General features: G+C 64.9%; 18 protein-coding genes. 6 read left to right on the forward strand and 12 right to left on the reverse strand.

Annotation, left to right across the window (positions count from 1 at the left end; genetic code table 11):
- Window position 1: 1 nt before the first annotated feature.
- The 4 genes from ABZ677_RS00085 to mca all read right to left on the reverse strand — a co-directional run bounded on the left by ABZ677_RS00085 (window position 2) and on the right by mca (window position 4,187).
- Window positions 2-937, reverse strand: a complete 936-nt coding sequence (locus tag ABZ677_RS00085) for a GGDEF domain-containing protein (protein WP_358366166.1) — start codon at window positions 935-937, stop codon at window positions 2-4.
- Window positions 938-1,033: 96 nt separating this feature from the next.
- Window positions 1,034-3,043, reverse strand: a complete 2,010-nt coding sequence (locus ABZ677_RS00090) for a thioredoxin domain-containing protein (protein ID WP_358366167.1) — start codon at window positions 3,041-3,043, stop codon at window positions 1,034-1,036.
- Window positions 3,043-3,315, reverse strand: coding sequence for a hypothetical protein (locus ABZ677_RS00095; RefSeq protein WP_037191381.1), 273 nt, complete (start codon window positions 3,313-3,315; stop codon window positions 3,043-3,045). The genes ABZ677_RS00090 and ABZ677_RS00095 overlap by 1 nt, the downstream gene beginning before the upstream one ends.
- Window positions 3,312-4,187 (reverse strand): mycothiol conjugate amidase Mca, encoded by an 876-nt coding sequence (gene mca / locus ABZ677_RS00100; protein ID WP_176460389.1) that lies wholly within the window; start codon window positions 4,185-4,187, stop codon window positions 3,312-3,314. The genes ABZ677_RS00095 and mca overlap by 4 nt, the downstream gene beginning before the upstream one ends.
- A 104-nt stretch (window positions 4,188-4,291) precedes the next feature.
- Between mca and ABZ677_RS00105 the strand changes: the two genes are divergently transcribed.
- A complete protein-coding gene (locus ABZ677_RS00105; protein ID WP_358366168.1) occupies window positions 4,292-4,732 on the forward strand; it encodes a DUF4307 domain-containing protein in 441 nt (146 codons plus the stop codon).
- Between the two features lie 225 nt (window positions 4,733-4,957).
- Window positions 4,958-5,452 (forward strand): transcription elongation factor GreA, encoded by a 495-nt coding sequence (gene greA, locus ABZ677_RS00110; RefSeq protein ID WP_032394210.1) that lies wholly within the window; start codon window positions 4,958-4,960, stop codon window positions 5,450-5,452.
- A gap of 69 nt (window positions 5,453-5,521) precedes the next feature.
- On the opposite strand, the gene ABZ677_RS00115 is transcribed toward greA, so the two are convergent.
- Genes ABZ677_RS00115 through ABZ677_RS00125 form a run of 3 tightly spaced genes read right to left on the reverse strand, consistent with a single transcriptional unit; the run spans window position 5,522 to window position 10,468 of the window.
- Window positions 5,522-6,316, reverse strand: a complete 795-nt coding sequence (locus tag ABZ677_RS00115) for an ABC transporter permease (protein WP_037191376.1) — start codon at window positions 6,314-6,316, stop codon at window positions 5,522-5,524.
- Window positions 6,313-7,281, reverse strand: a complete 969-nt coding sequence (locus tag ABZ677_RS00120; protein ID WP_037191373.1) for a daunorubicin resistance protein DrrA family ABC transporter ATP-binding protein — start codon at window positions 7,279-7,281, stop codon at window positions 6,313-6,315. Before ABZ677_RS00120 ends, ABZ677_RS00115 begins: the two co-directional genes overlap by 4 nt.
- A 55-nt stretch (window positions 7,282-7,336) precedes the next feature.
- Complete coding sequence (locus ABZ677_RS00125) at window positions 7,337-10,468, reverse strand: arabinosyltransferase domain-containing protein (protein ID WP_358366169.1); 3,132 nt, start codon at window positions 10,466-10,468, stop codon at window positions 7,337-7,339.
- A gap of 119 nt (window positions 10,469-10,587) precedes the next feature.
- Between ABZ677_RS00125 and ABZ677_RS00130 the strand changes: the two genes are divergently transcribed.
- Window positions 10,588-11,724 carry a hypothetical protein gene (locus ABZ677_RS00130; RefSeq protein WP_358366170.1) on the forward strand — a complete coding sequence of 379 codons (1,137 nt, stop codon included), beginning with the start codon at window positions 10,588-10,590 and terminating at the stop codon, window positions 11,722-11,724.
- A 22-nt stretch (window positions 11,725-11,746) separates the two neighbouring features.
- On the opposite strand, the gene ilvA is transcribed toward ABZ677_RS00130, so the two are convergent.
- Window positions 11,747-12,910, reverse strand: coding sequence for a threonine ammonia-lyase (gene ilvA, locus ABZ677_RS00135; protein WP_358366495.1), 1,164 nt, complete (start codon window positions 12,908-12,910; stop codon window positions 11,747-11,749).
- Between the two features lie 186 nt (window positions 12,911-13,096).
- Here ilvA and ABZ677_RS00140 point away from each other — a divergent pair, with 186 nt between their 5' ends.
- Genes ABZ677_RS00140 through ABZ677_RS00150 form a run of 3 tightly spaced genes read left to right on the forward strand, consistent with a single transcriptional unit; the run spans window position 13,097 to window position 14,985 of the window.
- The gene (locus tag ABZ677_RS00140; RefSeq protein ID WP_358366171.1) at window positions 13,097-14,035 is read left to right on the forward strand and encodes a DUF6286 domain-containing Asp23/Gls24 family envelope stress response protein; all 939 of its coding nucleotides are present in this window, start codon (window positions 13,097-13,099) and stop codon (window positions 14,033-14,035) included.
- A complete protein-coding gene (locus ABZ677_RS00145) occupies window positions 14,035-14,586 on the forward strand; it encodes a hypothetical protein (protein WP_358366172.1) in 552 nt (183 codons plus the stop codon). The genes ABZ677_RS00140 and ABZ677_RS00145 overlap by 1 nt, the downstream gene beginning before the upstream one ends.
- Window positions 14,587-14,610: 24 nt before the next feature.
- Window positions 14,611-14,985: a hypothetical protein gene (locus tag ABZ677_RS00150; RefSeq protein ID WP_358366173.1), complete on the forward strand. Its 375-nt coding sequence runs from the start codon at window positions 14,611-14,613 to the stop codon at window positions 14,983-14,985.
- A gap of 12 nt (window positions 14,986-14,997) precedes the next feature.
- On the opposite strand, the gene ABZ677_RS00155 is transcribed toward ABZ677_RS00150, so the two are convergent.
- The 4 genes from ABZ677_RS00155 to fusA all read right to left on the reverse strand — a co-directional run bounded on the left by ABZ677_RS00155 (window position 14,998) and on the right by fusA (window position 22,369).
- Window positions 14,998-17,523, reverse strand: a complete 2,526-nt coding sequence (locus tag ABZ677_RS00155; protein WP_358366174.1) for a polynucleotide kinase-phosphatase — start codon at window positions 17,521-17,523, stop codon at window positions 14,998-15,000.
- A complete protein-coding gene (locus ABZ677_RS00160; RefSeq protein ID WP_358366496.1) occupies window positions 17,520-18,881 on the reverse strand; it encodes a 3' terminal RNA ribose 2'-O-methyltransferase Hen1 in 1,362 nt (453 codons plus the stop codon). Before ABZ677_RS00160 ends, ABZ677_RS00155 begins: the two co-directional genes overlap by 4 nt.
- 92 nt (window positions 18,882-18,973) lie before the next feature.
- Window positions 18,974-20,164, reverse strand: coding sequence for an elongation factor Tu (gene tuf, locus ABZ677_RS00165; protein WP_008714056.1), 1,191 nt, complete (start codon window positions 20,162-20,164; stop codon window positions 18,974-18,976).
- 102 nt (window positions 20,165-20,266) lie between these two features.
- Window positions 20,267-22,369: an elongation factor G gene (gene fusA / locus ABZ677_RS00170; RefSeq protein ID WP_037191357.1), complete on the reverse strand. Its 2,103-nt coding sequence runs from the start codon at window positions 22,367-22,369 to the stop codon at window positions 20,267-20,269.
- Between the last annotated feature and the right edge of the window lie 32 nt (window positions 22,370-22,401).

The following is a 22,401-nucleotide window of genomic DNA, read 5'->3' on the forward strand; positions in this document are numbered from 1 at the left end:
CTCAGCTGCTTCGGGCTGCCTTGTCTCCGTACATCAGCGCGTCGGCGCGCTGAATCAGCCGGTCTCTCGACTCCCCAGGCTCACGCACCGCAACGCCCACGCTCACCGACACCTCGAGCAGATTCGATCCGAACGGCACCGGCTCGCCGCAGATCGCCGACCGCACCGATTCCGTGAGTTCGGTGCTGTCGAGCCCCTTCGGCCGGTCGAACGTCACCGCGAACACGAATTCGTCTCCCGCGTATCGACCGACGACGCTCCCGCGGGGCGACCACTGCTGCAGTCGCCGACCCGCTGCCTCGAGCATCGCGTCACCTGCCGGGTGACCGTGCGCGTCGTTGATCGACTTCAACCGATCGACGTCGACGAAGGCCAGGGCAACCGGCAGGTCCGCGAGAATCCATTCGTCGACGTGGGCGAGCAGGGCACCTCGTCGCAGCAATCCGGTCAGTTCGTCGCGCTCGGCGCGATCGCGCCAGTGAACGGTGTCGTCGGCGACGGGATTGACCAGGTCCAGCAGTGCGACGATGAACCGTCGCCCGGCGATCGTCGAGAGCCCGACATGCATCCAGCACGAGACGACCTCCCCGTCGCCGCGTCGCACTCGACGCAGAGCTCCTATCGGTCGACCGTGTTCGGTGGAGCCCGCGGCGGGGTAGCGCTGCTCGAGCTGGACCGCCATGCGCGTCGCCGACGCGCGATCCCCGAGCGGCACAAAATCTGCCACCGGGCGACCCACCATCTCGTCCACGGTGCACCCCAGCACGCCCTCGCACAGGATGTTGGCCCCGACCACCTCGTAGTGCATCGAATGCACCATGGCCGCCATCGGCACCGCGGCCACGAAATCGGCGACAGCAGCGCGCTGCGCGTCGGTCACCGCCTCGCGCACGGTGCCTGCACGCACCGCACCCTCATTCATGACACCCTCACTCATGACACCGTCGATCCATTGCTAGACGTTCGACCACCCCAGGCCGAGGAAACTCCCGGCCACAGTACTGTTCTTCCGTCGAAGCATCGACGAGCGTGGTCACCTCTGCAATACGAACGGCAATTCTTCGGCAGAGGTCACAGGACGGTCGCACACGAAGCCACGACACACGTATGCCGTTTCGAGGCCGTCGACGGGTGGACGGTCCGTCAGCAGCACCGACGAATCCGTCACCCCTGCCACCACCACCGAACCACCCGGAGCCAGTGCCCGCACGGTCGAGAGCAGGTCACCGCCGGGTGCCGTAGACACCGCGACCTGAATCGGGCCACGAACGGACGCTTCTGCGACGGCCAGCCAGTGCCCACCGGACCTGGGCGCTCGTTCGAGAATCGAGGCCGACCGCGCCAACGACGCGGCCGCGAACTCGCCGTAGCGCGCCGAGGAACTGTGATCGACCAACGCAGCTGCGGTGAGCAGCGCCTCGGCCATCGTGGATGCGCCCGACGGGGTGGCCCCGTCGATCGGGTCACGAGGCCGGGTCACGAGAGTCTCGGCATCGTCGGCGGTGTCGAACCACCCGCCGACGTCGTCGGGGTCGGCGAAGTGGTCGATCGCCGCATCGACGATCGACGTCATGCGCTCGATCCAGACCGTGTCTCCGGTGGCCTGGAACAGCGCGGCCGCAGCGACGGCCAGGCACGCGTAGTCCTCGAGCACTCCGGTGGCCTCACCGACTGCACTGCCGAGTGAGGCGCGCCGTACCCGCCCCGACTCGACGTGTGTGGCGAAGAGCTGCTCGCCGCATTCGACTGCCGCGTCGACCCATCGCGGTTGCCCGAGCCCGGTACCGGCCTCGACCAGTGCGGTGATCGCCAAACCGTTCCACGCGGTGACGACCTTGTCGTCGCGGCCGGGTTGCGGCCGCGTCGCGCGAGCGGCCGACAACGTGCTGCGCACCCGGGCGAACCGCTCGTAGTCCTCGGGTTCGGCGGGCAGCTGCAGTACCGACATGCCGCCCTCGAACGTGCCTGCCGAGTCGACCGCGAACAACCCGGCTGCCCAGACACCGTCCTCGAAGCCGAGTGTCTCGGTCAGTTGCTCCGGCGTCCACGCATAGGTCAGACCCTCGACGCCTTCGGTGTCTGCATCGAGTGCCGCCGCGAAACAGCCGTTCTCCGTGCGTAATTCGCGAAGCATGAACTCCGCGGTGTCCGACGCCACCCGCCGGGCGAGCGCATCGTCGTCGACACGGGCTGCGTGCGCGTAGAACCGCAACAGCAGGGCATTGTCGTAGAGCATCTTCTCGAAGTGCGGGACGATCCACTCGGCGTCGACCGAGTAGCGCGCGAATCCCCCGCCCAGCTGGTCGTACATACCCCCGCGCGCCATCGCCGACGCGGTACGGCGAACGACACCGAGGACCTGGGTGTCGCCGGTGCGCTCGTAGTGCCGGAGCAGACCTTCGAGCAATGCACCGGGCGGGAACTTCGGTGCCCGGCCGAAGCCGCCGTACGTGGTGTCCTCGTCGGCGCAGATCGCAGAGACCGAGGCCGCCAGTGAGTCGGCGTCGATCGGGCGACCGCCCGCGGGCACGCCTGCGCTGTGCTTGCGCAGTTCGGTGACGATGTCGGCGGAGGCGTCGAACACCTCCTGTCGCCGCGTCGACCAGGTGTCGGCGATCGCGGTGAGCAACTGTTGGAACGACGGCATTCCCTGCCGCGGGGCCGGCGGGTAGTAGGTACCGCAGTAGAAGGGTTCGGTGTCCGGCGTCAGGAAACACGTCATCGGCCAGCCGCCGTGGCCGGTCATCGCGACGGTGGCGTTCATGTACACCGAATCGAGGTCGGGTCGTTCCTCGCGATCGACCTTGATGCACACGAAGTGCTTGTTCATCAGTGCCGCGGTCGCCTCGTCCTCGAACGACTCGTGGGCCATGACATGGCACCAATGGCACGCCGAGTACCCGATCGACAGCAGGATCGGAACATCGCGATCGCGAGCGGACTGCAGAGCCTGCGGTCCCCACTGCTGCCAGTGCACCGGGTTGTCCGCGTGCTGCCTCAGATACGGGCTGGTGGACTCACCCAGGGCATTGGCGTCGAGCATCAGGGCTCGTCGGAAACGGCGGGTTTCGGTCGAGTCTGTCCCGGTGGAAGCGGATCCGCTATCCCGCCCCGATCGGTGCCCTCGTCGAGGGCCTGGTCCAACGTCGGATCCTCTTTCTCGAACGTGGCGGGCAGACGCTTGATCTTCTTGTTCATGGACCAGATCAGCAGCGCCGTTCCGACCAGCAGCGCGACCAGGATCACCAGCCCGATCGGCGAGGACTTGCCGAATTCGGGACCGGTGGGCTGCTGGGCGAGGATCGAAACGATCATTTGTCGGTCTCTTCTATTCCGGCGAACAGGTCCGTCTCGGGCAGCGACGTCGTGACCCGAGTGCGGGCCAGCTCGAACTCCTCGGTGGGCCACAACTTCCGCTGGACGTCCAGCGGAACGGCGAAGAAGGACCCGTTGGGATCGATCTGCGTCGCGTGCGCTCGGAGTGCGTCGTCGCGCTGCTCGAACCAGTCGCCGACGGTCACCTGAGTGGTGATGCGGCCGATGATCTCGTCGCGTTGGCCGTCCCATCGCTTCAGCCAGTCGACGAACGGGCTTTCCTCGCCGCGGTCGATGAACCAATCGTGAAAGAGCTGCATGCGCTTACGAATGAAGCCGTGCGAGTAGTAGAGCTTGAGCGGAGTCCAGGGCTCACCGGCGTCGGGGAAGCGCTCGGGATCCCCCGCTGCCTCCCACGCCGCCATCGACACCTCGTGGCACCGGATGTGGTCCGGATGCGGGTAGCCGCCACGTTCGTCGTACGTGGTGATGACGTGCGGCTTGAACTCGCGCACCACCTTCACCAGCGCCTCGGTGGAGACCTCCAACGGGACCAACGCGAAACAGCCGTCGGGAAGAGGCGGGAGCGGATCGCCCTCGGGCAACCCCGAGTCCTCGAAACCGAGCCAGGTCTGCTGCACGCCGAGAACGCGAGCGGCCTCGGCCATCTCCTCACGACGAACCTCGTGGATGCGCTCGTGCACCCCAGGAATGTCCATCGCCGGATTGAGGATGTCTCCCCGCTCGCCACCGGTGAGGGTGACGACCAGAACATCGTGTCCTTCGGCCGCGTAGCGAGCCGTTGTCGCAGCACCTTTGCTGGATTCGTCGTCGGGATGGGCATGTACTGCCATGAGCCGCAGTCCGGACACGTTCTTCCTCACCTCGGATTCGCCTGATTCTTGCCTGCCCCTATAGTTCCATCTGACGCCGACAGGCCCCCAGCGGCACCCCCGAATCGATCCCGAGAGCGGCCATGACCAACGCACTTCCCGCAGGTAGATACCCGTCGGGTTCCGGTCCCAGCGGAATTCGGCAGGCCCCGAAACGTGCGACGAAGATCGCACTCGTGGCCCTGGTCCTGCTGGTCGGGCTGGGCGTGGCCTACTACGCGTACAGCAAATTCTCGGTCAAACCCATCGAAGGCAGTCAGCTCTCGTTCGACATCGTCGACGACTCCACGATGTCGATCCGTTTCAGTGTCACTCGGCAGGATCCCGAGCAACCGGCCGTGTGCATCGTCCGCGCGCGCTCGCGCGACGGCTCCGAGACCGGCAGGCGCGAGGTGTACATCCCACCGGAGTCGTCGTCCACCACCGTGGAGATGACCACCGAGGTGACGACGTCGGCTGCCCCTGCCGTCGGCGACGTCTACGGCTGCAGCCTCGATGTTCCCGAATATTTACGAGCTCGATAGGCGAACTGCCTGTTCGTGGTAAGGTCGGGTCATACACGGCCACCGCAGAAGGTGCCGTGTATTGCTGCATTGCGGGCAGGGTTCACCTGCGAACGATGACGACGGCTCCAGGATGTGGGCCGACCAAGGGGATCCAACCATTGGAGTCCCCTGTTCGTTGCGTGCCCTACCTGCTCAGAAACCGGAATCCGAGCTCGAGATTCCGACTACGAGGGAGTGATCGAGATGACCGAGACCCAGGTGACCTGGCTTACCCAGGAATCACACGACAGGCTCAAGAGCGAACTCGACCAGCTCATTTCCAATCGCCCCGTCATCGCCGCCGAGATCAACGAGCGTCGCGAAGAGGGCGATCTGAAGGAGAACGGCGGCTACCACGCTGCGCGCGAGGAGCAGGGCCAGCAGGAAGCACGTATCCGTCAGCTGCAGGAACTGCTCAACAACGCGAAGGTCGGCGAGGCACCCACTCAGTCCGGTGTCGCACTGCCCGGCTCGGTCGTCAAGGTCTACTACGACGGCGACGAGTCCGACACCGAGACGTTCCTGATCGCCACCCGCGAAGAGGGTGCCCGTGACAACAAGCTCGAGGTGTACTCCCCCGCGTCACCGCTGGGTGGATCGCTCATCGACGCCAAGGTCGGCGACACCCGCGAGTACACGCTGCCCAACGGCAAGACCATGAAGGTCACGCTCGTCAGCGCGGAGCCGTACCACACGTAAGCCTTCTCACCGAAGACGAAGAAGCACCCCCGGTCGCCGAGCGACCGGGGGTGCTTGTCTGCGTGGATGTCAGGCAGTCATCGTCTTCTGGTACTTGCGTACCGACAGCGGCACGAACACCACGAGCATCAACACCACCCAGATCAGGGTGTACAGCACGGGATTCTGCAGCGGCCACACCTCCGGCGGCGGTGCCGTCGGATTGGTGTTGCCGAACTGCTCTCGCACCGCCAACGTCACCGACGAGATCGGATTCCACTCCGCGATCGTCTTGAGCACGCTGGGGAAATTGTCGATGGGGACGAAGGTGTTGGCGATGAACGTCAACGGGAAGATCACGATGAACGACGCGTTGTTGAAAATCTCCGGCGAACGCACGATCAGTCCCACCAGAGCCATCACCCACGAGATCGAGTACGCGAACAACAGCAGCAGTACATAGCCCAGCAGGGCGTCGAAGAACGAGGACGTGATGCGCCAGCCCACGATCAGTCCGGTGATCGACATGATCGTGATGGTGACGATGTTGTTGCCGACGTCGGCTGCCGTGCGTCCGATGACGACGGCCGATCTCGCCATCGGCAACGACCGGAACCGGTCCATCACGCCCTTCTGCAGATCCTCGGCCAACGAGGACCCGGTGATGGAGGCACCGAAGATCATCGTCTGGACGAAGATGCCGCCCATCAGGAAGCTCTTGTAGTCGATACCGGGCACGTCGATCGCACTGCCGAAGACGTACGCGAACAGCAGGACGAACATGATCGGCGACAGCGTTGCGAAGAACAGCAGATCGGGAACTCGCTTGAGTTTGATCAGGTTTCGCTTGGTGATGATTGCCGAATCCAGGAGAACGTTGCTCATTTCTCTTCCTCCGCAGCCTCGGGTTCGCCGGTGGTCTGACCGGTCAGACTCAGGAACACATCGTCGAGGTTCGGCCGCCGCAGACCGACGTCGACGACTCCGATTCCGTTTTCCTCCAGCTGGGCCAGCGCCGTGGACAGGTCCTTCGATCCCCCGTTGACGGGCATGACGATCCGGCCCACCTGATCGTCGAGCGTGGGCGGTTCGACGCCGATCGGAGCGAGAATCTGCATCGCTCGATCCGCCTGGGACCGATCGGTCAGCACGAATTCGACTCGCTCGCCGCCGGTTTGGGCCTTGAGCTCGTCCGCTGTGCCGCGGGCGATGATCTTGCCCTTGTTCAGCACGATGATCGAATCGGCCAGTCGGTCGGCCTCCTCGAGGTACTGGGTGGTCAGCAGAATGGTCGTGCCGTCTCGGACGAGATCTGCGATGAACTCCCACATGGTGATTCGGCTGCGTGGATCGAGTCCGGTGGTCGGTTCGTCGAGGAACACCACCCGTGGTCGGCCGATCAGGCTGGCCGCGATGTCGAGTCGCCGACGCATACCGCCCGAGTACTGCTTGGCGGTGCGATCGCGTGCGTACTCCAGATCGAAGCGCACGAGTAGCTCGTCGGCGCGCTTCTTGGCCTCCGCCTTGCGCAGGCCGAACAGTCGGCCGACCATCTCGAGATTCTCGTACCCGGTCAGGTATTCGTCCACGGCCGCGAACTGACCGGTCAGTCCGATCGTGCCGCGAACCTCGTTCGCCTGCGTCGCGACGTCGAGCCCGAATATTCTGGCCGACCCGGATGTCGCTTGCAGCAAGGTGGCGAGGATACGCACTGCCGTGGTCTTTCCGGCACCGTTGGGACCGAGCACACCCAGCACCGTGCCCTCGGGAACGGTGAAGTCGATCCCGTCGAGCGCGACGTTCTTGCCGTACCGAAGTACGAGGTTCTCTACTTCTATAGCGTTCGCCATTGCCCTGTCCCCGTTTCTCTACTGGTCGGTGTTAGGACTTCCGAACGCGTAGAGATTAACCGGTCTTGATCGGACCGGGCGTCCACAGACCCGAACGCTGGACCTCTTCGGCTGTGATCTGCGCCGCCTGCGCCGACTCGTCGTACGGCATGTATTGCTCGATCGACCCCCAGTCGCGGTCCCAGTCGCCGGACAGATACGACGGGATGGTGCGGGCGGAGGCGACGATGTCGATCCACCCGAGCGGCCCACCGCCGAAGTGGTCCTGCCACGCGTTGGTGATGACGGCACCGCTGCGATCCGGCAGCACCCGGTACTGCGGAACTTCGGCAACCCCGAGGCGGTGATCGAACGGACGCTGGCAGGGGAAGTTGAAGCCGACCTCCCAGTCCAGCATCACCGGAGCGTCACGGCCGACGACCTCGTTCAACGTCTGGGTACGCGGAACTCGGGGCGGGGTGATCGCCAACCACTGGTCGGAATCTCGATCGGTATCGGAGAGCACCAGGCGAATCGTGTTGGCACCGGCGGGAATCTGGTCCATCGGGACTCGCAGGTTGCGCCACGACGGCGTCGGGCCGATGTCGATCGGCGTCACTCGCCCCTGCGCCTGTCCGTCGACTCCGTACTCGAGTTCGAGGCTCTGGCCGTACGTGACGATGCCGTCGGAATCCACCGAACGGATGCGTCCGGCAGCGGCGATCGAGATCAGATCACCGGGATCGGCAGGCAGCGCGTACCAGCCGGTGGTCAACGTGGCAGGAGTATCGGACCCGAACGAACCGAGCACCGGCACAGTGGCCGGATCGAGGCCGAACGGCAATGCGCTACCACCGGTTCCTGCTCCGGTGGTCGACGTCGGCTGCTGCTGCTCGTCGGTGTCGACGGTGTTCGAGGTACCCGACGCCGAGGATTCCTTGTCGGCGGTGAGGTCGCCCGCCACACCATCGGGGGTGAACCCGTCGTTCTCTGCACCGAGCGCGGCGAAGGCGTCCCCGCTGACCGGTTGCAGCACATCGGCATTCGGATCTGTCTCGAGCAACACGTCGTTCGCGAGCCCGCACGTGTCACCGGTGAGCGCCGAGAGATTCGATTTCGCGACCGAGTACGACGGCCATTGCGCCACAGCACCCTTGGCCATCGACGCGACGGCCACCAGCACCATCAGAGCCGCCCCGACGGCGATCGGCGGCACCGACCACCATCGCGCCATCGGTTTGTCGGCGCGCACATAGGGCGCGCGGAGATGGAACCAGACGGCGGCGAGCAACAGCAGCAGGGTCAGGCCGAGGAACATGGTCGAGATGCCGAGACCGGCAACGAGGATCGGCTTGTCCCAGAACGGAACTCCCCACGCCGAGACGTACCAGTAGCCGTTGGTTCCGGTGAACGCGACGGCCAGCAGAAACGAGACCGACGCGGCGAACAGGAGTCGGTTGCGCCGCGATCGCAGTACCGCCGCTCCGGTCGCCACGGCTGCCAGTACCGCAACCGATGCGGCGAGTCCGGCGAAGACACCGAAATGGTGAGTCCACTTGGTGGGGGTGATCATCATCAAGGCCATCGCCCCGACGGTGATGCCGACGATCCGGCGGGCCGGCCCCGTGGCGGTGCCCGGGATCTTGCCACCCTTGCGCAGCATGGCGACGACCACCGCGATCAGCGAAACGACCATCACGAACACTCCGAAGCGCCGCGCGAGCGAGCCGTCGATGTCCATGTTCATCAGCCACTGGTAGCGCAGGTACTCGTCGAACCAGGCCTGGCTCGGTCCGGCCGCGTTGTGCACCCGCTGCATCTCGAGCATGCCGGCCACGGTCTGGTTGCCGAATGCGAACACCAGCACCACCGTGCCCGACGCGATCAGCGGGGCGAGCAGTGTCAGCGCGCCCAGTGCGGTACTGCCGAACTCTCGGGCGCGGGCGACGACGATCTGCAACACCGGCCGAGCCCCGGCGATCAGCGGTGCGAAGCAGATGAAACCGGAGGGGCCGCAGGTGACCGTCAACGCCGCGATGAGTATCGCCGCGGCCGCGGGCAGCAACCTGCGGGTCGCGATCGAGCGCTCCACCGAACACCACGTCAGCAGCACGCCGAGCGCCACGAACGGTTCCGGGCGCAGGCCGTTGTTGTACGGCAGCCAGAACGCCAGCAGGACCAGGCCGCCCGTCCAGAGCGCGGTCTTCGAAGCGCGAGCAGCCGCACCGAACCGCGGGATCACCTCGCGACTGATGACGAGCCATGCCACGACGGCGCAGATCAGCGTCGGCAGACGCATCCACACACTGGCCGTCGAGACGTGCGACATGAGTCCGAACATGTCGTACAGCGGCGTACCGAACGGTGTCTCGGGCACCCCGAAGTAACGGAAGTAGTTGGCCATGTACCCGGCGTGATCGGCCGTGCGCGCCATGCCCAGCTGGTAGCCGTCGTCGGAGGTGTTCGCGCCGATCAGATGCCACACCAACAGCGTCCCGATCACCACCGCATCGGCAGCGCCGAACGTCCACCAGCGACGCGGGAGGAAGCGTCGGGCACGTCGGCCGTCGGAGAGGTCGAGGCGGTGCAGCGCTATCAGCGAGATGCCCGTGGCGAGTACGCCGACGATCATCGCGAACCACTTCACCGCACTCGGGGTCGACGAGAATCGACTGTCGAGCTGCGCGGTCAGTGTCAGGCCGTCGACGCTGCCTCGAAGTTCGCTGAAGACTCCGACCAGCTGTGGTCGAACATCACCCTCGCGCGTGGTGGTCTCGGCACCGGTCAGCCCGACGGTCGTCGAGGTGCCGTTCGAGGTGATCATCAACGCGCAGTCGCCCGCAGTCGAAGGGCTCAGTTCCGAGACCGGCTTCTCGATAAGGACGGAATCACGCAACGTCACCTTCAGTTGCGATGCTTCACCGCCCGTGACCTCGGCAACGAGACCGTAGCGATAGGCGTCGGGCGATCCCTTGGGCGAGGTGGACAGCAACAGCCCGCCGTCGGGCAACAGATTCGCGGCAGCACACGGAACCGTCGCATCGACGTCGATCGGCGTGTAGGCGACGAGCGGAGCCTCGACACTGGCGATCGTGTCCGACTGCGGCCACGTCAGGGAGGACTGCTGCTGCTCGATCGGCAACAGCGGTATCGCGATCGTCAGCAGAATTCCCAGGACTGCGGAGACGATCGCGACGAGCCGAGCCATGCAAATATCTCCCACCGATGTCCTGGTCCAGGTCGCTGATCAAGGTACCAGTCTGGTCCGAGCGGGCCGGGCGAGACGAATCCGGCCTGGACAACTCTCGCTGTGGCACACTCTTGACCGTGATCAGCCCGATGGCGGTGCATGTCGAAGGCACCGAAGCCGGACGCATCACCGCGCGGATAACGACCCCATCGGGCATCGAGACACGAGTGACGACGGAGTCGAACTATCCGCTCGACGATTCCGCCACCCCCTGGCTTCCGCCGCTCCTGACAGCCGGCATGCGCAAGGGTTGGGACATCGCTTTCGACGGCCCGGTGGATTCGACGGCTCTTCGCGGTGCATCCGGGGCTCAGAAGGTCTTCCTCGACTGGTATCCCAAGCGTTTTCGTGAGGTATCGATTTCGGCCGAACCCGGCTGCGTCGCCGCCGGCGCGACGGGAGTGGGTTGTTTCTTCAGCGGGGGCGTCGACAGCTTCTACTCGGCAATCATGGAATCGGACCGCATCACTCACCTGATCTTCGTGCACGGTTTCGATATCGACATCGACGACGAGAATCTGGCGGCCAGAGCCTTGGCCGGAGCCCGCGAGTCGGCGGCGGAGTTGGGCAAGCCGTTGATCGAGGTGAAGACCACGATGAGGTCGGCCTTCGCAAACCGGCTGCCTCTCGACTGGGGGTACGACTTTCACGGTGCCGCGTTGGCGCACGTCGGTCTGGCGTTGTCGCAGCACCTGAGCACCGTCATCATCCCGTCCTCGAACTGCCGCGAGGAACTCACACCGTGGGGCTCTCATCCTGATCTCGACCCGTTGTGGTCTAGCGGCACAGTCGCGTTCGAGCACCACGAGCTCGATCTGCACCGTCTGGGCAAGATTCGTTACATCGGCGAGAACCGGACCGCGATGAACCATTTGCGGGTCTGTTGGGAGAACCTCGACGGGGCCTTCAACTGCGGCAGGTGCGCCAAGTGCGTTCGCACCCGGATCGGGCTCGCGGCCGCAGGTGCACAGTGCACGACCTTCCCCGACACCATCGATGTACGCGCTGTTGCTCGCATGGATCTGAGAAGCCGCGATCGCGGCTACCTGAGAACCTCACTCGGCGCGATGCACGATGCCGGTGTCACCGACGCAGACCTGCAGCGGGCCGTGAACACAGCGATCCGACGAAGTTATTGGACACCGGCGCTCGTCTACATGCGTAGTGCAGGTTCGTATGTCGGCCAGGTGATCCGTCGAAGTCTGCGGCGTTGAATCGGTTGTGTCGAGCGGCAGATCAGTTCTCCACGTGCACGGCGTACCCGGCCGAGCCGAGGGCATCGAGCACCGAACCGCGGTGGTCGGGTCCGCGGGTCTCGACGGTCAACATCACGTCGACCTCCTCGAGGCCCAGGCGTCCACCGGTACGGGAGTGGACGACATCGACGACGCTGGCTCCGGCATCGCGCACCACCCCGAGTACGCCGGTGAGTCCGCCCGGCTTGTCCGAAATGGTCACGCGTACAGCGAGATAACGTCCACCCGCTCGAAGACCGTGGGTGATGACGTGCGTGAGCAGCAGCGGGTCGATGTTTCCGCCGGAGAGAACGGCGCACACCGAGCCGGTCAGTCCGAGTTCGTCCGCGGAATGCGTCATCAGCGCCGCCACCGCTGCCGCACCTGCCGGCTCGACGATGAGTTTCGCGCGCTCGATGCACAGCACCAGCGCCCGCGACAGCGCATCCTCGCTGACGGTGACGACGTCGTCGACCCATCCCTGCACGTGATCGAACGGCACCGATCCGGGCAGGCCGATCGCAATACCGTCGGCCATCGTCGACATCGACGTCAGTGCGATCGGGTGCCCCGCCTTCAGTGATGCGGGCCAGGCGGCAGCGCCCTCGGCCTGCACACCGACGATCCTGATATCGGGCTTGGTCAGCTTGACCGCGGCGGCGACGCCGGCCAACAGTCCCCCGCCGCCGGTGGGAATCACGATGGTGCCGACATCCGGCATCTGCTGCAACAGTTCGGTGCCCAACGTCGCCTGCCCCGCGACGATGTCGAGATGGTCGAACGGGTGAATGAGGGTGGCACCGGTACGTTCGGCGAATTCCCTCGCCGACTTCAGTGCCTCGTCCACCGTGTTGCCCACCAGATGCACCGTCGCGCCGTAGGCCTTGGTGGCGACGAGCTTGGGTAGCGACACTCCCACCGGCATGAACACCGTCGAGTCGATCCCCACCTGCGACGCCGCCCACGCCACACCCTGAGCGTGATTGCCCGCGCTGGCCGCCACGACCCCGCGGGCGCGCTGGTCGGCGTCGAGCCGGGCGATGCGGTTGTACGCCCCGCGCGGCTTGAACGATCCGGTGCGCTGCAGGTTCTCGCACTTGAGCCGCACCTCGTGGCCGGTCAGATCCGACAGAATGCGCGAGGCCACCACAGGGGTCCGGCGCATGACCGGCTCCAGCAGCTCCTCGGCCGACGCAATATCCGACGCGGTCACCCGCACAATTTCCGACACGGTCGCAGTATGCCAGGAACAATTACTCTCGTGACGTCATCCGTCAGCGGTCGTCACTACAGTTGGGGAGCGCGTGCCGCACCACAGCGAGCCGCGACGGGCGCAAAGGATTCTCTCGAGATGACGCAGGCTGGATCCGACGAGGTCGACAACGACCGCGAGATGCGTGGCAGCGTCGAGATCAAGGATCGGGCGATTTCACGGACCGCCATCGCGGCGGCACTGAAGGATCCTCGGGTCACGCGCACCACCGGCGGCTTCTCGCGACTGACCGGTCGCGAACTCCCCCGCGCCGACGTCACCCTCGGCGAGGACACGATCGCCGTCAACCTCTACATCGGCGTGACCTGGCCGTCGCAGATCACCGAGGTGACCGAGTCCGTGCACGCCACCGTCGAGGCCGCGTTGGCGACGATGACGGGGCTGCACGTGCATCGGGTGAACGTCCTGGTATCGGACACCACACCGGACACCGGTTTCTCGTCCACCTCGAATACCGAAGCAACGCAGGCCATCCCACCTCGTCCACCCACGGCCGGGCCGGCCGCGATGCCGGTGGCTCTGTTGTTCGGGTTCGCCCTCCTCGGTGTGGCCTTTTTGGCCGGCAGGGAATTCCTGATCGCCGGCGGCCACCTCGGCGGTAGCCCGTGGATCGCCGACGCTGTGTCCTGGATCGCCCGATTGCACTGGCAGAGTTGGATGACGGCCGCCGCGATCGGAGCAGCCGTCGTCGGGTTGTGCCTCGTGTTCATCGGGGTCAAGCCGCGGACGAAGACGCATTCCGGACTGGGCGAGTCGGCACCGACCGTCTGGGCCACGCCGACCGACATCGCTCGATTGTGCAGTGCTGCAGCGCAGTCCACGCGCGGAGTCGTGGACGCACACACCGTCGTCACGCGCAGGAAGATCGAGGTGCGAGCCGAGCGGGACGGGACTGTCGATGCCGAGAACGTCGATGCCGCCGTGCGCGAGGCACTCGCTCCGACACTGTCGGTTGCCGCGGGCGGACGACGGCTGACGGTGAAGCAGTCGGTGGCAGCTCCGACGAGGGTGTCGTGATGAAGACATTCGTCGCCGGGGTCGATCGACTCCTCGCGATCGTGGCCGGGGTGGGATTGATCGCGGGCGGTAGCTTCGCGCTCGCCTGGCACTACGACGTCTCATGGGCACGAGAGATGCTCTCTCGCTTCGATCGCGCGCGAATGTCGGCGCTACCGGAACAGGGCTGGTGGGTGCCGACGCTGGCTGTGGTTGTCTGCATCGCAGTGGTCATGGCACTGCTCCTGTTGATCGGCAACTTCTCTCCACGCACGACCGGAACGGCAAGCGTCATCGAGGAGCCTCACTTCTCGGCACACGTGGACCTGAGCGCCATCGCATCGGGCGTCGCCGCGGAACTGGCTCGGTTCCCCGGTGTTCGACGCGCCCGCGGTACGGCGATCGATGATCGAGGACTGCCCACCGTAGCGGTGTCTGTCCATGCCGCAGCAGATTTCGACGTCGTCGACTTCACCGCCCGAGCCGAATCACGTGCCGCTTTCGTGGCCGAATCCCTTGCCGGTACACACGTCGCCACCCGCATTCAATTGCACGTGGACAAACGGCGATAACAGTCCCGGCGGTACGGTGAAGCCATGGTTGCATCGACGCGCAGCAAGTTCCGGAAATGGTCCGGCGGCATGCCCCTCGCCGTGCCCGTCGCATTCGGAGCGGTACTGGTCCTTGCCTCCTTCGCCTCGAAGCTCGGCGGCAGTTCGGTGTTCTTCTACGCCCCACTGGTGTTCGTCGCGACCGGCACGATGATCTGGCTCAAAGCACGTTCCGTCCCGGACCGAAGCGGCCGAGTTCACGCCGCTGTGGGATCGGCCCTGCTGATCGGATCCGGCGTTGTCGTCGCTGTGTGTGGTCTCGCGGGCGGCCTGATGCTGGACTCGCCGACATTCTGGGCATCGATCGCGGTTGCTGCAGCAATCGCGGCACCGATCAGCGCCGGCATCAGTCCGTTCTAGTGCCTGCGGCACCTACAGGCGCGGGTCGACGGGCTCGGATTCCAGTGCCAGGACGGCGAACACGGCCTGGTGGATGCGGTAGAGCGGCTCACCGCGCACCGAGCGATCCAGCGCCTCCATTCCCAGCGCGTATTCGCGTAGCGCCATCGACTGCTTGTGCCCCACGTTTCGGTTGCGCAGTGCAGTCAGTCGATCCGGGTCGGTGTAGTCGGCACCGTAGATCAGCCGCAGATACTCTCGACCGCGAACCTTCGTGCCGGGCTGCATCTTTCCGCGTGGAGCGTTCGCTGACGGTTTGACGACCATGCCCTCGCCGCCCTGCGCCGTCAACTCCTCCCACCACTTCTCCCCTGCCGCAACCGAATCCGGGGTCGACAGATCGACCTCGATACGACGGGTGGTGGCGAACACCTCGGGAGCTGCTGCCACCAGTCGGTCGGCAACGTCGAGGTGCCATGTGTGCGGACGATCCGCATACGTCTCGACGTTGGACGCCAGCACCTGAAACGGCGCGATCCGAACCCCGTCGAGCCCGTCCGTCGGCCAGACGTACCGCCGATACGCATCGGTGAACTCGCCGAGATTGCTCTGCCTGACGGTGTTCCGCTCCAGCAACTCCTGCACGTCGAGACCGCGCGATCCGGCCGATGCCAGCACCGCCGCCTCGGCCCCGAGATTCGCCCGGGACACCGCAGCGACGGCGGCGTACTCGGCCTTGATCAGGCCCTCCGCTTTGGCAGACCACGGCAGCAGTTCGCAGTCCAGAATCAACCAGCTCGAGGCCAACTCGTCCCACACACCGGCCTTCTCGATCGCGTCGGACACCCCGGTGATCAGCTCACCGGTGAGCGACTCGTCGAACACCGGACGCCCCGTCCGCGTGTACGCGGTGCCGAGCACTCCCTCCGGTGCATCGAACTTCTCCCGAGCGGTGCCTGCATCTCGACACACCACCACGACCACCCGCGAGCCCATGTGCTTCTCCTCGCAGATCACCGTCGACGCACCGAGCGCGCGATACGCGTCGAATGCCTCCGTCGGATACTCGAGATAGCCCTCGCGCTCCGATGTTCCACTAGGGGCCATCGTCGGCGGCAGATAGTGCAGCCACTGCGGAGCGAGCGCGAACCGGCTCATCACTTCCAGTGCGCCCGCGGCATTCTCCGGCCGAATCGATACGCGCCCCCGCAGCGACGTCTCGACGCCCGTCGGACCGATCACGTCGGAGAGGTCGAGCGACGCCGCATCCCGCGTGAACGCACCCATCGGGCGGGCAGGCTCGTACCAGACCTTCTCGGCCGGAACCGACACCACCTCGCGCTCCGGATAGCGCAGCGCCGTGAGCTTCCCACCGAAGACGCATCCCGTATCGAGGCACGCAGTGTTGTTCTCCCACTCCACTTCCGGCACCGGCGTGTGCCCGTAGAGCACCGTCGCCGAGCCCCGATAGTCCTGCGCCCACGGATACCGCACCGGCAGGCCGAACTCGTCGGTCTCGCCGGTGGTGTCTCCGTACAGAGCAAAGCTTCGAACCCTGCCCGACGCCCGGTTGTGGTACTTCTCGATCAGTCCGGCGTGCGCGACGACGAGCTTGCCGCCGTCGAGCACGAGGTGCGCGACGAGGCCGTCGCAGAACTCGAGAACCTCCCGGCGGAACTGTTCCGTCTCGGCGTCGAGCTGTTCGAGAGTTTCGGCCAGACCGTGCGAGGCGTTGACCTTCCGGCCGCGGAGTGCCTTGACGAGCTTGTTCTCGTGGTTGCCCGGAACCGCCAGTGCTGCTCCGGTACCGACCATTCCCATCACCAGCCGGAGTACTCCGACGGAGTCGGGACCCCTATCGATGTAGTCACCGACGAACACGGCCGTTCGTCCGTCCGGTGGCGTCGCACCGACCGGTCGGCCGGCCTCGTCCCGCTCGATCGTGTAACCCAATGTCGCGAGCAGTCTTTCGAGCTCGACGAGACAGCCGTGAATATCGCCGACGACGTCGAACGGTCCGGTCAGCTCACGTCGATCACTGCGCAGCGGGGTACGAACGAACGTCGCCGACGCCACCTCCTCGACACCGTCGAGTACATGGACCGAGCGGAAACCTTCCTTGGACAGGCCCCGCATCGAGCGCTGCAACTGGGACTGCTGGCGACGCAGCACGTCTCGACCGAACGTCCTGTCGGTGCGCTCGGCATTGCGCTGTGCACATACCGATTCCGGCACATCGAGCACGACGGCGACCGGCAGCACATCGTGTTCGCGAGCCAACGCGATCAACGCCTTTCGCGCCGCAGGTTGCACATTGGTGGCGTCGACGACGGTGAGCAGACCGGCTCGAAGCCTGGTTGCGACGAGAAATTCCAACAGCGCGAACGCGTCCTTGGTTGCGCTCTGCAGATTGGGGTCGTTGCTCACCATGCCCCGGCACGCGTCGCTTGACACCGTCTCGTACGGACCGAAGTGTCGCGCAGCGAACGACGACTTGCCGGAGCCGCTGATGCCGACGAGTACGACGAGGGACCGATCCGGAATGTCGAAGGTACTCATCGGGACTGCTCCTCTCGGGTGAAGACGGCCATCTGGGTCGGGGTGCCGTGCATGTCGTCGACGGGGCCGATTCCCTCGACGCGCACCTCATATGCGTGATCACGTGCCACCGACGAAACCCACTGCTCGAACTGCGAGCGGGTGAACTCGAATCGGTGGTCGACGTGACGGAAGCCTCCCGGTTCGAGGCCGGGATACAGCACGTTGTACTCGGAGTTGGGTGTCGTGACCAGAACCGTTCGCGGGCGGGCCTGAAGAAACACCGATCGCACCAACGCCGGAAGCCGATCGAGGTCGACGTGTTCGATGACCTCCATGAGCACCATCGCGTCGAATCCCTGCAACCGAACGTCGCGGTAGGTCGCGGACGACTGGACCAGTTCGATGCGTGTCCGCTGCCGATCCGCCATGTCGTCCAGACGCAACCGGCGGTGTGCCTTGGCGAGTGCCCGATCACTCACGTCGGCACCGACGATGCGATCGAACGTGTTGTCCGCGAGCAGCTCTCGCAGCAGACGCCCTTCACCGCAACCGAGGTCGATCACCGACTTCGCGCCTGCACCCGTCAGTGCCGACAGGACGGCGCGTACTCGCTGCTCGGCCAGCGTCGGATCTCGCGGGGCTGCGTCGTCCTGCGGCGCGTCGGGCACGAGTCGATCGAGCGCCGAGGCCACCAGTTCGCGGCGGTGCGCCAGGTAGCGGGACGCGATCAGTGCCGACTCCGGGTGATCTCCCAGCCAATCCCCTGCTGCTCGAACGAGTTTGTCCGCCTCGTCCTCGCCCACCCAGTAGTGCTTCCCGTCGTCGAGGACCGGAAGAAGGACGTACAGGTGCCGCAGTGCGGCCGACAGCGTGAACGTCCCGGTCAACACCAGATCGATGTACTCGGAGTTGCCCCACTCCGGCTGCCTCGAATCGAGCGGAATGGGCGTCGCGTCTACCGTCCAGCCCAACGGACCGAACATCCGTGACGCGAGATCAGCGGCACCACGTGACGGCGCGGCCGGCATCGTGATCGTCAGATCCATTGCAGCAGAGACCAGTTCGGGCTTTCCGGTGCACACACCGGCCAGCGTCTGCTTGAACAGTCGCGACAGGGCCACGGCCAATCCGGACGCGGCACCGTCGTTCAGCAGGACTGCGACGGTGGTGCGCTGAGCCGAGACTCCCGGATACAGCACGGTGGTGGTGCCCATCGGCAGGTTCCAGCTCTGCACGCGATCGGGGTGCTTATGCAACAAATACCCGATGTCGGAAGAGTCCGGGAAATCGGTTGTGGCATTTGCAGTCACGGTCAGTAGCACCGCAGCGACGTTACGGGACCGCCGCGCCCGATGCGTCCCATTTTTCGCCGCCACCTCGGGCCGCGTCGGAGCCGCACGCACGCACGCAAAAGCGGCACCCACCCGTGAGGGTGAGTGCCGCTTCAGGTACAGCTGGTGGAACTAGATCACTTGATGATCTTCGTGACGCGACCGGCTCCGACGGTACGACCGCCCTCACGGATTGCGAAACGGAGGCCGACATCCATGGCGACCGGCTGGATCAGCGTGACGGACATCTCGGTGTTGTCACCGGGCATGACCATCTCGGTGCCCTCGGGAAGGGTCACGACGCCCGTAACGTCCGTGGTACGGAAGTAGAACTGCGGGCGGTAGTTGTTGAAGAACGGCGTGTGGCGGCCGCCCTCGTCCTTCGAGAGGATGTAGGCGTTGCCCTCGAACTCCGTGTGGGGAGTCGTGGTGCCGGGCTTGATGATGACCTGTCCACGCTCGACGTCTTCGCGCTTGATGCCACGAACGAGGAGGCCGACGTTGTCGCCTGCCTGACCCGAGTCGAGCAGCTTGCGGAACATTTCGATTCCGGTGACGGTGGTCTTGGTCGAGCCGGGGCGGATGCCGACGATCTCGACCTCTTCGTTGACGTTGACCGAGCCGCGCTCGATACGTCCGGTGACCACGGTGCCACGGCCGGTGATGGTGAAGACGTCCTCGACGGGCATGAGGAACGGCTTGTCGGTCTCACGGACGGGATCCGGAACGGAATCGTCGACGGCCTGCATGAGCTCCAGAACCGACTCGCCCCACTTCTCGTCACCCTCGAGTGCCTTGAGTGCGGAGACCTTGATGACCGGTGCGTCCTCGTCGAACTCCTGCGAAGCGAGGAGCTCGCGGACCTCCATCTCGACGAGCTCGATGATCTCGTCGTCGTCGACCATGTCGGCCTTGTTCAGTGCGACCAGGATGTACGGAACACCGACCTGGCGAGCGAGCAGCACGTGCTCGCGGGTCTGCGGCATCGGGCCGTCGGTTGCTGCCACGACCAGGATTGCGCCGTCCATCTGAGCCGCGCCGGTGATCATGTTCTTGATGTAGTCGGCGTGACCCGGTGCATCGACGTGCGCGTAGTGGCGCTTCTCGGTCTGGTACTCGACGTGGGAGATGTTGATCGTGATACCACGAGCCTTCTCCTCCGGAGCCTTGTCGATCTGATCGAAAGCCGAGGCCTCGTTCAGGTCCGGGAACTTGTCGTGCAGAACCTTGGTGATTGCAGCCGTCAGCGTCGTCTTACCGTGGTCAACGTGACCGATGGTGCCGATGTTGACGTGCGGCTTCGTCCGATCGAACTTCGCCTTCGCCACTGTGTGTCCTCCTGGACTGATCTGTGCGGACCCCGACGGGGCCGGCACGCGTATGTGTTCTTACTTATTACAGGTCGAGCGTGGTCCAGCAAACGAAGAGAATTACTCTCCGTTGACCTTCGCGATGATTTCCTTCGCTACGTTCGCGGGAACTTCTGCGTACGAATCGAAGACCATGGAGTAGTTAGCGCGGCCCTGTGTCTTCGACCGAAGGTCTCCGATGTAGCCGAACATCTCCGACAGCGGAACCAGTGCCTTGACGATACGGGCACCGCTGCGCTCCTCCATGGCCTGGATCTGACCACGGCGGGAGTTCAGGTCGCCGATGACCTCACCCATGTAATCCTCGGGCGTGATGACCTCGACGGCCATGACGGGTTCGAGAATGACGGGGCTGGCCTTGCGGGCGGCTTCCTTGAACGCTTGTGAGCCGGCGACCTTGAAGGCCATTTCCGACGAGTCGACGTCGTGGTACGCACCGTCGAGCAGTGTGACCTTGACGTTGACCAGGGGGTATCCGGCGAGAACACCGTACTGCATGGCGTCCTGCGCACCGGCGTCGACCGAGGGGATGTACTCCCTGGGCACACGACCACCGGAGACCTTGTTCTCGAATTCGTAGGTCGCACCGTCTTCGCCCTCGAAAGGCTCGAGCTTGATGATGACCTTCGCGAACTGGCCGGAGCCACCGGTCTGCTTCTTGTGGGTGTAGTCGTGCTTCTCGACCGTCTTGCGGATGGTCTCGCGGTACGCGACCTGCGGCTTGCCGACGTTGGCCTCGACCTTGAACTCGCGACGCATACGGTCCACGAGGATGTCGAGGTGCAGCTCGCCCATTCCGCCGATGACGGTCTGGCCGGTGTCCTCGTCCAGCTTCACCGAGAAGGTGGGATCCTCTTCGGCGAGCTTCTGGATTGCTGTTCCCAGCTTCTCCTGGTCGGACTTGGTCTTCGGCTCGATCGAGACCTGGATGACCGGGTCCGGGAAGCTCATGGACTCGAGGATGATCTGGTTCTGCGGATCGCAGAGCGTGTCACCCGTCGTGGTGTCCTTGAGGCCGATGACGGCGTAGATGTGACCGGCAGATGCGGTCGCGATCGCGTTCTCCTTGTTGGAGTGCATCTGGAACAGCTTGCCCAGACGCTCCTTCTTGCCCTTGGTCGAGTTGATGACCTGAGCGCCGGAGTCGACCTTGCCCGAGTACACCCGGACGTAGGTCAGCTTGCCGAAGAAGGGGTGAGTCGCGATCTTGAACGCGAGAGCTGCGAACGGCTCGTCTGCGGACGGCTTGCGAGTGATCTCCTTCTCCTCGTCGCCGACGGCGTGTCCGATGGTCTCGGCAACGTCGAGGGGAGACGGGAGGTAGTCGATGACCGCGTCGAGCATGGGCTGAACGCCCTTGTTCTTGAACGCGGATCCACACAGGATCGGGTACAGCTCGCTGTTGACCGTCATCTTGCGGATGGCGCCCTTGATCTCGTCGATCGTGAGCTCTTCGCCGCCGAAGTGCTTCTCCAGAAGCGCTTCGTCGGACTCGGCCACGGTCTCGAGCAGCATGGTGCGGTACTCGTCCGCGCGCTCCTTGAGGTTTTCCGGGATCTCCTGGATCTCGTACTTCTCGCCGAGCTTGGTCTCACCACTCCACACGAGAGCCTTCATCTGCACGAGGTCGATGACGCCCTCGAAATCGTTCTCTGCGCCGATGGGCAGCTGGATGACCAGCGGCTTGGCACCGAGACGATCGATGATGGTCTGCACGGTGTAGTAGAAGTCCGCGCCGAGCTTGTCCATCTTGTTGACGAAGCAGATGCGCGGCACGTCGTACTTGTCGGCCTGACGCCAGACCTGCTCGGACTGCGGCTCGACACCCTCTTTGCCGTCGAACACTGCGACTGCGCCGTCGAGGACGCGGAGCGAACGCTCCACCTCGACGGTGAAGTCGACGTGACCGGGGGTGTCGATGATGTTGATCTGGTTGTCGTTCCAGAAGCACGTCGTGGCAGCAGAGGTGATCGTGATGCCACGCTCCTGCTCCTGCTCCATCCAGTCCATGGTGGCTGCGCCATCGTGAACTTCACCGATCTTGTAGGAGATACCGGTGTAGAAGAGGATGCGTTCGGTAGTGGTGGTCTTGCCGGCATCGATGTGGGCCATGATGCCGATGTTGCGGACCTTGAGTAGGTCGGTCAGCACGTCCTGTGCCACGAGTTAACCCGCCTTGGTGTTGGAAGAGGTAT

The sequence above is a fragment of the Rhodococcus sp. NPDC006774 genome (assembly GCF_040636045.1).
GTDB lineage: Bacteria > Actinomycetota > Actinomycetes > Mycobacteriales > Mycobacteriaceae > Rhodococcoides.